The 15,378-nt window shown below is 52.9% G+C and carries 11 protein-coding genes; 4 read left to right on the plus strand and 7 right to left on the minus strand.

The genetic code is table 11. The features are described from left to right. Nucleotides 1-41: 41 nt before the first annotated feature. The 3 genes from ACILP4_RS00545 to ACILP4_RS00555 all read left to right on the plus strand — a co-directional run bounded on the left by ACILP4_RS00545 (nt 42) and on the right by ACILP4_RS00555 (nt 2,845). A complete protein-coding gene (locus ACILP4_RS00545) occupies nt 42-833 on the plus strand; it encodes an SDR family NAD(P)-dependent oxidoreductase (RefSeq protein ID WP_395618807.1) in 792 nt (263 codons plus the stop codon). A 129-nt stretch (nt 834-962) separates the two neighbouring features. After that, nucleotides 963-1,745 carry a lysophospholipid acyltransferase family protein gene (locus tag ACILP4_RS00550; protein WP_395618808.1) on the plus strand — a complete coding sequence of 261 codons (783 nt, stop codon included), beginning with the start codon at nt 963-965 and terminating at the stop codon, nt 1,743-1,745. Nucleotides 1,746-1,891: 146 nt separating this feature from the next. Beyond that, nucleotides 1,892-2,845, plus strand: a complete 954-nt coding sequence (locus ACILP4_RS00555; protein ID WP_395618809.1) for an NAD(P)-dependent oxidoreductase — start codon at nt 1,892-1,894, stop codon at nt 2,843-2,845. Nucleotides 2,846-2,855: 10 nt separating this feature from the next. Here the strand turns inward: ACILP4_RS00555 and ACILP4_RS00560 are convergent, their stop codons facing one another. The 7 genes from ACILP4_RS00560 to ACILP4_RS00590 form a co-directional block, all read right to left on the minus strand. Next, entirely contained in the window at nt 2,856-3,791 is a 936-nt protein-coding gene (locus ACILP4_RS00560) for a LysR substrate-binding domain-containing protein (RefSeq protein WP_395618810.1), read from the minus strand. Nucleotides 3,792-3,860: 69 nt separating this feature from the next. After that, nucleotides 3,861-5,486, minus strand: coding sequence for a GMC family oxidoreductase (locus ACILP4_RS00565; RefSeq protein WP_395618811.1), 1,626 nt, complete (start codon nt 5,484-5,486; stop codon nt 3,861-3,863). After that, a complete protein-coding gene (locus ACILP4_RS00570) occupies nt 5,483-6,670 on the minus strand; it encodes a mandelate racemase/muconate lactonizing enzyme family protein (protein WP_395618812.1) in 1,188 nt (395 codons plus the stop codon). Before ACILP4_RS00570 ends, ACILP4_RS00565 begins: the two co-directional genes overlap by 4 nt. After that, nucleotides 6,667-8,106 carry an aldehyde dehydrogenase family protein gene (locus ACILP4_RS00575; RefSeq protein WP_395618813.1) on the minus strand — a complete coding sequence of 480 codons (1,440 nt, stop codon included), beginning with the start codon at nt 8,104-8,106 and terminating at the stop codon, nt 6,667-6,669. Before ACILP4_RS00575 ends, ACILP4_RS00570 begins: the two co-directional genes overlap by 4 nt. Beyond that, nucleotides 8,099-9,406: a spinster family MFS transporter gene (locus tag ACILP4_RS00580; RefSeq protein WP_395618814.1), complete on the minus strand. Its 1,308-nt coding sequence runs from the start codon at nt 9,404-9,406 to the stop codon at nt 8,099-8,101. Before ACILP4_RS00580 ends, ACILP4_RS00575 begins: the two co-directional genes overlap by 8 nt. A gap of 11 nt (nt 9,407-9,417) precedes the next feature. Next, nucleotides 9,418-11,418, minus strand: a complete 2,001-nt coding sequence (locus ACILP4_RS00585; RefSeq protein WP_395618863.1) for a sulfotransferase — start codon at nt 11,416-11,418, stop codon at nt 9,418-9,420. 129 nt (nt 11,419-11,547) lie between these two features. After that, nucleotides 11,548-14,277, minus strand: a complete 2,730-nt coding sequence (locus ACILP4_RS00590) for a TonB-dependent receptor (protein WP_395618815.1) — start codon at nt 14,275-14,277, stop codon at nt 11,548-11,550. 240 nt (nt 14,278-14,517) lie between these two features. Here ACILP4_RS00590 and purU point away from each other — a divergent pair, with 240 nt between their 5' ends. Next, nucleotides 14,518-15,375, plus strand: coding sequence for a formyltetrahydrofolate deformylase (purU, locus tag ACILP4_RS00595; RefSeq protein ID WP_395618816.1), 858 nt, complete (start codon nt 14,518-14,520; stop codon nt 15,373-15,375). The last annotated feature ends 3 nt before the right edge of the window (nt 15,376-15,378 follow it).

The raw sequence follows: 15,378 nt of genomic DNA on the forward strand, positions 1-15,378 counted from the left end.
ATTTTTGAATGCACGCCGCCTGTGGCTGTAAGGAAAGCGTCGTGGTTTCAATATGGGAAAGTTCGACTATGCGGGTTACGTTGATTACAGGTGCTGCACAAGGTGTCGGCTATACAAGCGCGAAGACATTTGCGGCGATGGGATATCATGTCGTCTTAACAGATATTCAGCCGCTCGATGCACAAATCGAGGCACTATCGGCACTTGGCGGTAGCGTGTCCGCCCTGTCGGGTGACATTTCATCGGAAACTTTCGTAACCGAGCTGGCCGAAAAAGTTGCGCGCGATCACATCGCAGTCGATGTCCTTGTGAATAATGCCGGTATCAGCATGATATGCCCCGCGGAAGACACAAGCCTTGACCAATGGCAACGTGTCATGAACATCAATTTGACCGGACCGTTTTTGTTGTGCCGTGAATTTGGCAAACAAATGCTGGCGCGTCACCAGGGCAATATTGTCAACGTCGCTTCAATTGCTGGCTTGCACGGCGTTATCGATCGTTCGGCCTATAACGCCTCAAAACATGGACTGATCGGATTAACGCGTACGCTTGCCGCCGAATGGGGCAGTCGCGGCGTGCGTGTAAACGCTATCTGTCCCGGCTGGATTAAAACCGAAATGGACGAGGCGGACCAAGGTTCAGGCGCATATTCCGATGCAGACATTATTAACCGCGTGCCCATGGGCCGTTTTGCAAAACCCGAGGATGTCGCCCGCGCGATTGCGTTTCTGGCGCAGGAAGACAACTTCATAAACGGCGTTAGTCTGCCTGTAGACGGCGGATGGATCGCAGATGCCAGTTGGGATGCGCTTCGTTTAAAAAAGCGGTGAAGGATTTTACGTGGCTTTTGGTGAGCGCACGTGTCAAATAGAGCTCTTGTGGACCGTCACAGCATAGTCACAGTTGTCACCTAACGCCTAAAAATCTTAGATGTTGTCTTAACAGCAAAGTGAAGTTCAATGACGACGATTTCCATTTCGACCCGGAAGTTAGATTTTCAGGCTTATCTCCTGTGCCTCGTCCGAGCGCTTTGGATAGCGCTGCCATTGGCAATATTGTTACCTCTTCACCTCGTCTGGCATTTGCTGAAACTACCTTCGCCATGGGCCATGCTGTTCCTGCGCATTTCCACCCGTGCGCTTGGTGCGCGGGTCACCGTCTACGGACAGCCATTGCGAAAAGATGTATTCTTTGTCGCTAACCATATCTCATGGCACGATATCCCGATTTTGGCTGGCATTACCGGCACTTCTTTTGTGGCGCAGGACGGCGTTAGGGCTTGGCCAATCATTGGCTGGCTCGCAAAACTGAACCGCACCATTTTCATAAGCCGCACGGAAAAACAAAATGTGGCGCAGCAAGTGGCGGAATTGCGCCAAGCGATTGCAGAAAATTGGTCTGTAACTCTTTTCCCAGAAGGCACGACGTCCGATGGGCTTGGGCTTTTGCCGTTCAAACAATCCTTGTTTGCGACCTTGGCTCCGCCACCCAAACCGATGATGATTCAACCTGTGCTGCTCGATTTCGGCAATGACGGCCGGGATATAGCTTGGATCGGCGAAGAAACGGGTTGGGAAAGTGCGTGGCGCGCGTTTACGCGGCCTGGCAGCTATAACGTTGGCGTCCATTTCCTCGAGCCATTCGACCCCGGCGCGCTTGCGGACCGTAAACTTGTGTGCGCTCTTGCGCGGGCACGGTTGGCAGAGGCATTATCTGCAAAGCTAGGTTACGACGTGCGCTAAAGCAGCAAGCCGCACTTAAGAACGCATAAGAATAGCAAAATAATTCACCCAATCGGCCAAATTTTTCAATTGTGGCCGCGCATCGACGGCGCTCTAACTTTTTCAATCGGCGGGTAACGCTTCTTGAAAAACAACTGGGTGCAATCATGAAAATCGGATTTATCGGGCTTGGCAATGTCGGCGGAAAACTGGCGGGAAGCCTCATCCGTAACGGGCACGACGTAACTGTCCGTGATCTTGATGACGCTTTAGTCGCGGAATATGTTGCACGCGGCGCAAAGGCCGCTGCATCGCCCAAGGAATTGGGTGAAAATGTTGACCTGATCGTCACCTGCCTGCCCTCGCCCGCTGCCAGTGCGGCTGTAGCCGAAGGTGCAGATGGCTTTTTGCAGATTATGCGTCCCGGCCAAGTCTGGCTGGAAATGAGCACGACAGATTATAGCGAAATCATCCGCTTGGGTGCACTGGTCGAAGCACGCGGCGCAATGTTTATGGAATGCCCGGTTTCGGGTGGATGCCATCGTGCCGATACGGGCAATATCGCGATTTTCGCAGGTGGCCCCCGTGCAGCCTTTGAATTTGTGCTTCCTGTGCTGACCACAATGGGCCGTCGCATCTTGCACACGGGCGATTTGGGCACAGCTTCTCAGTTGAAGGTGATGACCAATTATCTTTGCACCGTGCATCTGGTTGCGCTCGCCGAAGCCTTGACGACGTGCAAGGCCATTGGGCTCGACATGAACACCACTTATGAGGCGATCAAAATCTCATCCGGCAACAGCTTTGTCCATGAAACCGAAAGCCAGGTAATTCTTAACGGAAGCCGCGATATCAATTTCACCATGGATCTGGTGTCTAAGGATATTGGCCTGTTTGACAAGATTGCACAGGAAGCCGGTGTTCCGGTGGAAATGTCTCCGCTAATCGTGCGCCTCTTCAAAGAAGCAGAGGCCAATTACGGGTCGCGCGAATTTTCGCCCAATATCATTCGTCGCTATGAAGAGCCGCTGGGCCTCAAGGTTCTTGGCACAGGCTTTCCTGACCAAATGGTCGATGATGAGCCCGAAGAACGCGGGTATGAAGTCGTTCCTAAACGCTAAGGCGCAGTACCTAGCTAACCGCAACCTTAGCCGGCTGGCCATCTGCTACATTTTTGGCCACCCAATCCATGAACGTTCGGATTCGTGGGTTTTCCCGCATATCTTTGCGGCAGATTAACCCCCACGCACCGGGGCAAACGGCCTTATGGGCAATCGGCTGCACCAGTCGTCCTGCAGCCATATCCTGATCCACAAATGGGCCGTTGACCAGCGCGATCCCTTCGCCGTTGAGTGCCATTTCGAGTGCAACCGCCAAGGTATCAACCATCAGATACGGCACGGATGGTTCAAACTCGACGCCGGCGGAAGCGAACCAAGTTTCCCAATTTTGTACTTCAGTATAAATAGCGACGAGAGGCTTGGTCATCAATTGTTGTGATGTCGGCTTTTGCCCCATGGCCGCGGCTACCTCAGGACTGCACACCGGGAACAAGGCATATTCATACAATGGCACCCAATGAAACTTGGCTGGGTCGGGTTCAGTTGCGCAATAGACCAGCCCGACATCCGCATGCACATCATCAAATTCCCATTCCACCGCGCACGTGTTGAGCGTCAATTTGATTTCGGGATGGTCGGCGAGAAATTGCGGTACGCGCTTTGCAAGCCAGCGGATGGACGCTGTCACATAAGTTTGTACCCGAAGCGGTTTATCCAAGGCATTACGATGAACTTCTTCGACACCCTCCAGCAAGGATTCAAACGCGGCCCGCACATAAGGGTAAAGCACCTTGCCTTCTTCGGTCGAGACAATGTGACGTCCTTCTTGAACGAATAAAGTGACGCCAAGCGCGTCTTCGATGAGTTGAACTTGATGGCTGACCGCAGGATGTGTCAGGCAAAGTTCATCCGCCGCGTCGCGGATACTTTGGTGACGTGTCGCAGCCTCAAAGCCTTTTAAAGCTTTCAAAGGTGGCAGTTGCTTCAGATCAATCTTTGGATGCATCGCCACTCCCTCCCCGGATTCGCGCAGTCTGATTTGACTAGCACAGCGGAAAAGGACTGGTAAATAAAATTAACGCATCAATTTCGCATCTTCCAAAATCATGGCCGCACCCTTTTCCGCGACCATAACTGTGGGCGCGTTCGTATTCCCCGAGGTAATTGTTGGGAACACGGACGCATCGACAACCCGCAAACCCTCAACATTATGAACGCGTAAGCGGGCATCAACTACCGAGTTGGCAGGGTCTGTTCCCATCATGCATGTACTGGTGGGATGATACACCGTGTCGGCGCGGGCCCGAAAATCAGCCAACAGGGCTTCATCACCGTCCACATCGCTACCGGGAATAAGCTCCTCGGTAATAATATCGGCAAGCGGCTGTGTCGACGCCAGCTGACGCAGAATGCGGTTGCCAGCCAATACGTCATCAATGTCCGTTTGCGTTGCCAGATAATTGGGGTGGATCGCAGGATATTCGGAAGGGTCCGAACTGTTAAGTTCAATATGCCCCCGACTGGTCGGGCGACAGGGGTTATGCGATAGCAGGAATGCCGAAAATGGATCGGGGTTCAGCAGCTTGCGTTCCGACAATGGGGTCTTGGTATAGCTCACTGGGCTAAAATATAGCTGCAAATTGGGATGCTCTTTGCTCGCATCGCTGCGCACGAAACCGCCACTTTGATTGACGCTCAATGACAATGGCCCTGCGCGATCCGCCACATAACGCAAGCCCGCGCGCAATTTGCCGAGCAACGGGTGGAGCACATCGTTCAACGTAGCCGTCCGGACCTTATAGAAATAGGATACGGCAATATGGTCCTGCAAGTTGCGACCCACCGCTTTTGCATCAACCAGCGTATCAATGCCCATATCTTTCAAATGGCTTGCAGGTCCGATGCCCGACAGCATTAACAATTGGGGCGAGTTGATCGCGCCGCCCGAAAGGATGACTTCGCGCCGCGCTTTAGCCTCTAACTTGGCGCCCTTGCGGGTGTAAGCGACGCCTACCGCGCGCCTTCCTTCGAACAATATCCGCGACACATGCGCTGAAGTCTTAAGCTTCAGCGTTTTGCGCTTTCGCGCCGGATGCAAGAACGCGTTTGCAGTTGATGCACGCCAACCGCCGCGCGTGTTGATGTGATAATATCCCACACCTTCTGGTTTGCCGCCGTTAAAATCACTGCTGGTTGGAAAGCCCAATGTCTGCGCGGATTCGATAAAGCTACGACAGATCGGGTGCGCAAATGGCGAAATATCGGTGACATGCTGCGGCCCGCCTTGACCATGGTGCGCGCTGTGCCAGTCGAAATCCTCTGACTTTTTGAAATAGGGCAACACATCGTTCCAGCCCCAGCCTTGGTTGCCCAAAGCTTTCCAGTCATCAAAATCGCGCGGCTGTCCGCGCACATAGACCATCGCATTGATCGAACCCGAACCGCCGATCACCTTGCCGCGCGGCCAGTAGCTTCGCCTGCCCCCTAGCGCCTCAACTGGTTCGGTATCGTACATCCAGTTAATCCGCTTATCGAAAAAGGTCCGGCCATAGCCTATTGGCATCTGAATCCAGATGGACCGGTCGCTTCCGCCTGCTTCAAGCAACAAGACGCTATATTTACCGTCTTCGGTTAAGCGATTGGCAAGCACACAACCCGCCGTGCCTGCGCCGACGATGATATAGTCGAATTCTTCGCTCACTGAACGGGGTGCTGCGTCATTTCGAGGTGGAGCATGTTACCCGTATACGGATTGGCGCGCGCCACATCTTCGTTCAATTCGACCCCCAAGCCTGGCGCAGTCGAAGGAATGACATGCCCTTCTTCGAAACGGATTGGCGATTTCAATATTTCCGTGTGAAAGCCACCCCAAGTCTCAATACTCTCAAGGATGAGGAAGTTGGGCGAGCAAGTCGCTATCTGGATATTGGCAGCGCCCACAACGGGTCCGCAGTATAAATGCGGCGCAATCTGGACATGATCAACTTCCGCCATTGAGGCAATTTTCTTTGCTTCCAATATGCCGCCGACCCTGCCGAGGTTCATTTGTAAAATCGCTGCCCCACCTGCGCGTAATAACCGGGCAAAATCATATTTCGTCGTTAGCCGCTCGCCTGTTGCAACAGGGATTGACGTTGCCCTTGCAACCTTGGCCATTTCTTCGGGCGCATCGGGTGGCACGGGTTCTTCCAGCCACAAAGGATCATAAGGCTCTAGCCGCTTGGCAAGACGGATTGCGCCTGCCGCTGTCATCTGGCCGTGGGTGCCGAACAACAGGTCTGCTTTCATGCCGACCGCTTCGCGCAAGGATTTCGCAAACCGTTCACACAGGTCGAGTGCTTCCAACGACAATTGTCGCCCATCAAATGCGGAATAAGGCCCAGCAGGATCAAACTTCAATGCGGTAAAGCCTTGCGCTAAATATTCCGCCGAACGCTCTGCCGCCAGTTCAGGATCGTGATACACGTCCTTTTTATCACCGGGTCGTGGGTAAATATAGGTGTAAGCGCGCAGTCGTTCATGGACTTGCCCGCCCAATAACTTGTAAACTGGCTTGTTGGCTTCTTTACCGATGATGTCCCAGCACGCCATTTCGAGCGCCGACAAAACCCCCATCAATGTCAAATCGGGATGCTGGGTAAAGCCGCTGGAATACACTCTGCGCCACATATTTTCGATGTCATGCGGATCATTGCCCGCGACATAACGCGCGAATACATCCTCTATCATCTTGGCAACAAGATGTGGTTCAAACGGCACGCAATAGGCCTCACCAATGCCGGATACACCGCTGTCGGTCGTTATCTTGACGAAAACAAAATAGCGCCCGCCAAAATGCGGTGGCGGATTGCCTACGACGAAGGTTTCAATATCAGTTAGCTTCATGCGGCGCGAAACCCGCTGATCGATTTAATCTCTAGAAAATCGCGGACGCCAAATTCACCATATTCGCGGCCATTGCCCGATTGTTTATAGCCGCCAAAGGGCGCCATATAATCCTGGCTCGTGCCATTAATGCTCACACCACCCGCACGCATCAATCGCGCTACACGGCGTGCACGATCCATGTCGCCGGTTTGCACATAGGCATAAAGGCCATAGGGCGAGTCATTGGCGATGGCGATGGCGTCTGCTTCATCTTTAAAGGGGATCAGCACCAACACCGGCCCGAACACTTCTTCTTGCGCGATACGCATTTTGTTATGGACGCCTGCAAACACCGTGGGCTTCACATAATAACCGCGGTCAAAGCCCTCTGCCCGGCCAGTGCCGCCAGCAACGAGCTGTGCACCTTCATCAATCCCGACCTGAATCAGGCCTTGAATCTTCTCATAATGTGCCTTGCTGACAACTGGGCCATAATGCGGCCCTTTCTCCATCGGGTCACCAAGTTGTGCGGCTTTCGCCACACGGGTCGCAATGGCAACCGCCTCGTCATAGACCGATTGCTCAATAAGCATACGTGTGGGTGCGTTGCAGGATTGGCCGGTATTGCCATAGCAATGCAGAACGCCACGCGTGACCGCCGCCTCTAAATCGCTGTCCGCAAAAACGATATTGGCTGATTTACCGCCCAGTTCCTGCGCAACGCGTTTCACGGTATCGGCGGCATTTTTGGCAATCTGAATGCCCGCCCGTGTCGATCCGGTGAAGGATATCATGTCGACTTCGGGGTGGCCGGTCAGCGTATCGCCGACCGACGCGCCCGTACCGTGAATCATGTTGAACACGCCCTTGGGGAAACCAGCCTCTTCAACCATTTCGGCAAAGAGCTGCGCCGACAATGGCGCCATCTCGCTCGGCTTCAACACCATCGTGCAGCCAGTAATGAGCGCAGGCCCTACCTTGCAGACGATCTGATTTATCGGCCAGTTCCATGGCGTGATCAGCACACAAACGCCGATAGGCTCATGCGTGACAATGCCATCCGTTCCGACATCATAGTCCCACGCCATTTCGCGCACGGCTTTAACCGTCGCGCGCAAATGGCCGGGGCCGCTTTCCGCTTGCGCATCATACGACAAGTCATAAGGCGCGCCCATTTCTGTCGAGATCGCCTTGACCATTTCGTCATAGCGTCGTTCAAAAATGGTGATCAGCTTTTCCACCAACGCAATCCGGTGCTCAAGCGTTGTCGCGGCATAGTCATCAAATGCTGCGCGTGCCGCCTGAACCGCCCGATCAGCATCGTCATGCCCGCACACCGCAACAACGGCACAGACTTCTTCGGTAGCAGGGTTGACCGCATCCACCGTTGCAGTGGATGTCGCAGGCAAGACCCACGCGCCATTGATATAAGACTTTAGCGGCGAATTAGACATATCCAATGGCTCTCTTTTGATCTTCAACTATGTATTTTTCGGCGCGCCAATAATGCCAGGCTGCCCACAATCCGGTTGGTGCGAGAATGAGCTGCGCAAGACGCAGAGAATCTGCATTGCCGCCACCTGTAGCGTCAAAAAAGTCGCTTAGGCCGCCCACAATTGCCGGTGCGATGATAAGGTTAAGCACATTGGCAACAAGCAAGGATATCGCCACGGCCATGGACCGCATTTTCGGTGCCGCCAAGTTCTGGCACAGTGCAAATGCTGGGCCGATGTAGAAATAGATTGCCGGAATAAACAACCACCACATGACCTGCGCCAGCCCCAGATCCCTTGTATAATATGCAAGGAATGACGGGACAGTAGCCAATGCCGTTACCACCGCCAAAAGACGGGCGATTTTTCGTGGGTCGGTATAAGTGGGGCGCGCCACCACCCATGCTGTCAACAACGACGCACCAATACCACCGATAAGGTAAATCCAGCCCAACATGCCGCCGGCTTCGCCTTCATCCATGCCATAAGTGCGCTGCAGGAATAACGGTGTGAACCACATCAAACCCCAACCCCAAAACGCCGATAGGCCGCTGCCCGTCATCGCATGCACGGCCGATTTTTGTGACCAGAGGAATTTTAGCGTCTCCATGACCGTCGGCGCTTTATCTTCCTGAACGAGATCAAGGCGTCCGCGCTTGGGTTCCTTAATCGTTACCAGGATGATCAGCGCCAAAATGATACCGGGTACGCCCAGCACCAAAAATGCAGCGCGCCAGCCATGTAATGTCGATACCAATCCTGCAATGTCGGAACCGAGCCACGCCCCGATGGGCGCCCCAAGCGCGAAAACTGTCATGGCCATCGAGCGCCGGTCAGCAGGGAAATAGTCAGCAATGATGGAATTGCACGCCGGTGTGCCCCCAGCCTCACCGATGCCAACGCCGACACGGGCCAGCAACAAGTCGAAATACCCGCGCGTGTAACCCGTAATTGCCGTCATAAATGACCAAACGGCAACCGACGCGGCCAGCAGATTGCGGCGGTTCGTCCGGTCACACAACCATGACAAGGGAATACCCATCACCACATAAAAAAGCGCGAGCGGCAGGCCAAGCCATGCGGTCTCTGTATCGCTCAGCTGCAATTCTTCGCTAATCGGGCCAAGCAAAGTGGACAAGACATAACGATCAGCAATGCTAATCGTATACACCAGCATCATCATGATGAGGACATACCAACGCTGCCCCAGCGAGGAGACTTCGTCGACACCTATTGGACCAGTCGTCACTTTCTCAGCCATAAAATTACCTCTCAGGTTGCGGCCAGTTCTGGCCCTAATTTATTGCGAAGTGGGTCAAGGAAATTACTGAAATTTTCCCATTGATCGACGCCACTTTTGAAAATGGGTTGTCGCACCTGCTCCGAGCTCGCGGTGCGAACGGCGCGCTCGGTCTGGTGGAAATTGAGACATGCCTCTTCAAACGGAAGCCCGCAATAATCAAGCAAGCGCCGAACCTGCGTGTCCAAATCAGAGACGACTTCCTCATAACGGACGCGCAGTATTTTGCCGGGCAGCACAGTGTCCCAATGATCCATGAGCCGAACATAGTCGGCATAATATTGACCGATTTCCTCAAGTCCGTAGGTGAATTCCTGACCTTCGGCGAAGAGCTGCTTAAACCCGCTAAAACAGCAACCCATGGCCCCACGGCGCGCATCAATGATCTTCGCGTTCGGCAAGATCATGTGAATGAGGCCAATATGACGGAAATTGTTGGGCATTTTGTCGATGAAGAAGGGCGTGCCGCCTTTGCGGAAAATTTGCGTATCGCGGATAAACTCTTCGCCAAAGCGAGTAACATCCTCTTGCGTCAAATCCTCTAAGTTACCGGGATATTCGGGTTCTTCGCCAACAACGCGCTGCCGGTCGAGGCGGAACGCCAAAGCAAAGATATTCGGAAGCTCCATCGTCCCCTCAACTTGACTGTGGGAGGCAAGGATTTGTTCCAACAAGGTCGACCCCGCACGCGGCAGTCCGACGATGAAAATTGGATCAGGGGCAGCGCAGCCTGCCCCAGAAAATTTTGCAAGCAAGTCGGCCGTCACCAATTCGCGTTGGAGCCGCATTTCCTTCGACAGCCTGCTCGGATCATATTTCAGCTCCTCGCGCTTCAATCGGTTGCCGAGCTCATAATATTCAAACGCGGAACTATAATCGCCACGATCTTCGAGCGCCTTACCGAGCGCAAAACACAAATGGTACCGATCTTCAAGCGCCGTCATCGGCGAGGCTTGTCGCGCCTGCATCTGGGCGATCTCGCTATCGTCAAAACGGTAAGTCTTCAGATTGGCGAGGCTCCAATAGGCATCGCCAAAGTCTGGCCGCGCCTTATAAGCCTGCCGATAGGCGGAAATGGCATCACCCTGCCGCCCGACGGTTTTTAGGGCGTGGCCGTAGGTCAGGTTTATGCTTGGATTGTCTGGCATGGAATTCAGCAACGCTTCATAACTCAGCATTGCCTGATCGAAATTACCGACCGCCAGGTTTTCATTCGCGTACAGCATTTCAAACTCGGGATTATCCGGTGCTTTTTCGCGTAGTTCTGAGGCTTCGCTGAGCGCCATTTCGAATTTTTGGCGCTTATGCAATACTTTCACATAATCGAAATGTGCGTTAACATTGGCCGGCTCCAGAACTTTGCAAGATTCGAGCAAAAATTCCGCCTCATCATACGCATTAAATTTCATCCCCGTCTCAGCCAGCAACCGCATGGCTTCGACATGATGGCCATTGCGTTGCAGGAACGCCCGACACAATTGTTCGGCTTTGTAGATGCGCCCTTCTTGAATAAAGCTTGCGACTGTCAGCAATTCAGGCGGAAGGGCCGAAAGATGCGTATATTGGGCATGCGCAAAGTTAGCAGGCACTTCGCGCCCAGCAGCATCATGTAATTCGGAAAGAATGCGCCAACTCGCGACAAGTGCGCCATTATGGGCCACTGCACGTTGATAAGCCGCAACAGCTTCTTCGATACGACCACTATCGCGAAAACAATGCCCGCGTTCCTGCCATGCACGGCCGTAACCGGCATTAATCGCAATTAAATCATCCAGTGTCTTAAGGGCTGCCGGCACTTGCCTCTGCATCCGTTGCGCCACTGCCAAAGTGTATAGGGCATCAATATTTTCAGGTGCCGCTTTGAGTATAGTGGCACATAAATCTTCTGCGTCAGCCAATCGGGCATTTTGCAAATGCGACCGCGCTTCACGCAACATGCCGTCAATGATTTCCGGAGAGGCCTCGGCCAACATTGTCACCTATTCTCCCATATTGTGACGAACGATTGCACGAACCCTGCAGCAATTCGCACGCTTAACGCAATGCAGAAATGCAGAAATGGCAAAGCGCCCCTAGTTTCCTAGGGGCGCCCACCTTGTTACTTAAATTTTGTACGAGAAACGCAGTCCGATTGTGCGTGGACGCGAAGTCGTTGTGCGAAGCTCACCGTCATTCCCGCTCTTGTAAAGCTCGGGACGCTTGTCGGTCAGATTGTCACCAAACACTTCCAAGCGCCAATCATCCTTTGATACGCCGAATGACATTGCCGCAGTGGTGTAGGAACCAAGGTTCTGGGCACCATCGATTGGCACGATCACATCACCAGGACGAACCGTTACACCGTTATATGTGACAGGAATCGCTGCCGCATAGCCAAGTGTCGGGTTCGACGACTGGTAGCGAATGTCCACATTGTCGATGACATCAGAGATGCTCTTGCCGACATAATGAATACCAATTTGCGCGAACGGAGCGAGACCCGAGGAAAGCTCCTTTTCCCAATGCAGACGCGCATTGAACTGGAATTTGGGGCTCAACGCAAGCGGGCCACCCAATGGACGGAGCACCGTTGTATTTTTCCGGTACTTTGTCATTTCAGAGTCATTGTAGGAAAATGCGCCGTTAAACGTCAATTCCGGCGTAGTCCGCCACGTTACGTCACCTTCAAGTCCCCTGATCCGGGCATCTAACAAGTTCGTGGTAAATGTCTGGTTGGAGATATTCTGATCGAAAAGCGTTATCTGGATATTGCTCCAGTCGATCTGATACGCCGCGAAGTTTACCTGCAGACGACGATCCATCAGCGAGAATTTACCACCAATTTCATAATTTTGCACCTTGTCAGGTACATATGTACCCAAGCGCACAAAGTCAGCATTTGTGGGACACGTAGCGGTACCAACGCTGCAAGGCTTCCGGTTGAAACCGCCTGGACGGAAACCATCCGAATAGGTTGCGTAAACCAGAGAACGATCATCGATACGATAGGTCAAGTTAGCTTTGTACAACACGCCATTATATTTGGCAGGCGAAGAGTCCGCATAAAGCTGATTCATGTTGACGTTAACTTGATAGATCGTGGTTGGCGTGGCCGCCGAAGAGTAGGTTCCTGTCGTAGCATTGTAAACGCCCCGCGGCTTACCCGTGGCGCCATTATTGTTACTGCCAAAGCTACTATTGGATGAACCATTAATCGAAGCTTTTTCGTCATAATAACGGAGGCCACCGGTGAGAATCAGCTTTTCCGGAACGATGTCAAACGAAGCTTCACCATAAGCAGCAAACTGCTTATCTTGCCGCTGGACATCATTGAAGAAGCCAACTTTTACAGGACGGACGCTGGTATCGTTGGCGTTAACGACACCGTTTGGTGCACGACGGTAGATGAAACCAGCGGCCTCTTGCAGATAGGACCAGTCGGTATTGTCGAACAATTTGTTATCATCGTAGAACAAACCAAAGGTACCGCGAAGACGCTTGTCGACTGGCGTTGTGATGCGGAGCTCGTGCGTCATACGCTCAGTCCGGTTGCGTACTTGGTAGGTTTTGTTCGGCGCGTAGCAGGTATTGCCGATGTTTCCATTATAAGAGGCTGTGTAATAAACCCCCTTATCACATTCATAATAAGGCAGATAAAGCCCGATGTTGGAATATCCGGCATAATCGGCAACTTGTGTTGCGCGGTGCTTCATGAATGAACCAGTGTAGATCAAATCGAGCGCACCAAGACGTCCGTTTACGCCCCAAGTCGACAGGTTTACGCGGTCACGCAGCGAGTTGTCGTTGAACTTCGTTACCTTAAGGTCGCCCACATCGGGTTCAAAGTCAAAAACACCGTCGGTGTCGAGTTCTTGACGCACATGCATCAGATCGACGGACCAATCGTCAGTGACTTTCCAAGTCAGCGCGATACGGCCACCGCGATAGGTTGCGTCATTATAATTGTCTTCGACAAACGCATCATTGTTGATGGTTTGACGTGTTGGCGCCCGATAGAGGCTGCCGTTACAATTTGCCACCACAGTGGTTGCCGTTGCTTGGCACGACTGGATAGCGCGCATGACGAGCAAAGGATTGCCTGTTGGCAACTTGCCAGCGATACCTACATTGGCGTTGAACGGCATTTGGAAGGTGCCTGCAACATTGTCGATATAGCCGCCCTGACGGTCGGTATAAAACACAGCGCGGATGGCAAGCTTGTCCTGAATTACAGGGATGTTGATAAATGCGTCGCCAGCAACGCTTTCTTCACCACCCTTAGTGAAGGCATAGCTGGAGTTGAATCCAGCGCTGAACGCGCTCGTGTCAGGCTTATTCGTGATGTAGCGGACTGCGCCGCCCATCGCGCTTGCGCCGAAGAGCGTGCCTTGTGGACCTGCCAAAACTTCAACGCGCTGAAGGTCAACTGCGTAAAGGTCAAGGTTACGGCCAACAAGCGATGCAGGTGCATCGTTAATGTAAAGCGCGACAGTTGGCTGCGCACCAGCAGTACCAGCGATTTGCAGACCCGGCGAGTCTGTCGAAAGGCCGCGGATGAAGATCGAAGATGCGCCTGGGCCGCGCGAAGCAGCGCGCACATTAGGAAGATATTCGATCAGCTTGTCGAATTTGGTTACGTTAAGGTCGCTCAGCGCGTCACCACCCAAGGCGGTGATGGCCAGCGGCACCCGATTAGCCGACTCTTCACGACGCGTTGCGGTAACAACGATGTCGGCGATGCCGCGGTCCTGCTCTTCAGCTCCTTGTTGCGCAAACGCAGGATTGATGCCGATACCAACACTGGCCGATGCAATAACAAGCGCGGCCGTCGAAATTTTCAAATAACTTTTCAATTTCTTTCCCCTGAACCATCCCCCGACGTTGCGAGGGCTTCTAAACTCCATTTAGTAGACTGAAACTGGAGCTCAATGCAAGCAACTGACCAAATTTTCGCGATTGGTAAAATAAATTCTTTAATCAATTACATCATCTACATATCGCGATTAGAAGACCTAATATATGTCGGAACGAGATGGTTAGTGCGGAATTGGGCCGCTACGCGGTGCCCAATTTCTATGGGAGTAGGGTATAAAATGAAAACGGGCGCCGACTTTGTTTTGCTGATCATGTGCGAGGACCGTAAAGGTATTGTAGCCGCCGTCGCTAATTCGATCGCCAGTCAGGATTGCAACATCGTTGAAAGCTCGCAGTATAGCGACGAAAGCACCGGTCGGTTCTTTATGCGCATTTCCGTTTCATGCACTGCGGAAACCACGATCGAAAGTTTTCGCGCCGCATTTATGCCCGTGGCGACCGCATTCCATTTGGAATGGCGCATCCACGACTTGCGCAAGAAACTCCGCGCCATGATCATGGTGAGTCAAGGCGGTCATTGCTTGAACGACCTGCTTTACCGCACCTCAACCAACCGACTACCGATGGAAGTCACCAGCGTGGTATCCAACCACTTGAATTGGCAGCGCCGCGCAGAGCATGAAGGCGTAGCTTTTCACCATTTACCGATCACGCCCGAAAACAAGCTGGAACAAGAAGCTAAATTGTTAGCGATGGTTGAGGAGCAGCAAGTCGACCTCATAATCCTCGCACGTTATATGCAAGTTTTGTCTGATCAACTTTGCCGTAAACTAGATGGCCGCGTGATTAACATTCACCACAGCTTTCTTCCAGGATTCAAAGGTGCGAAACCTTATCACCGCGCGCATGAACGGGGCGTCAAAATGGTCGGTGCCACGGCGCATTATGTAACCGCGGACCTCGACGAAGGCCCGATCATCACGCAGGACGTATCCATCGTTGACCATGCCGACACCGTCGACGATTTAATTGCTCAGGGCCAAGACACCGAAAGCCGGGTACTTGCGCGCGCAGTTAAGCTCCATTTGGAACATCGCGTGATGCTGAACGGCAACCGCACTATTGTGTTCAAGTAAATT

The sequence above is a fragment of the Sphingorhabdus sp. genome, from assembly GCF_044239045.1.
In the GTDB taxonomy this organism is placed as follows: Bacteria; Pseudomonadota; Alphaproteobacteria; order Sphingomonadales; family Sphingomonadaceae; genus Sphingorhabdus_B.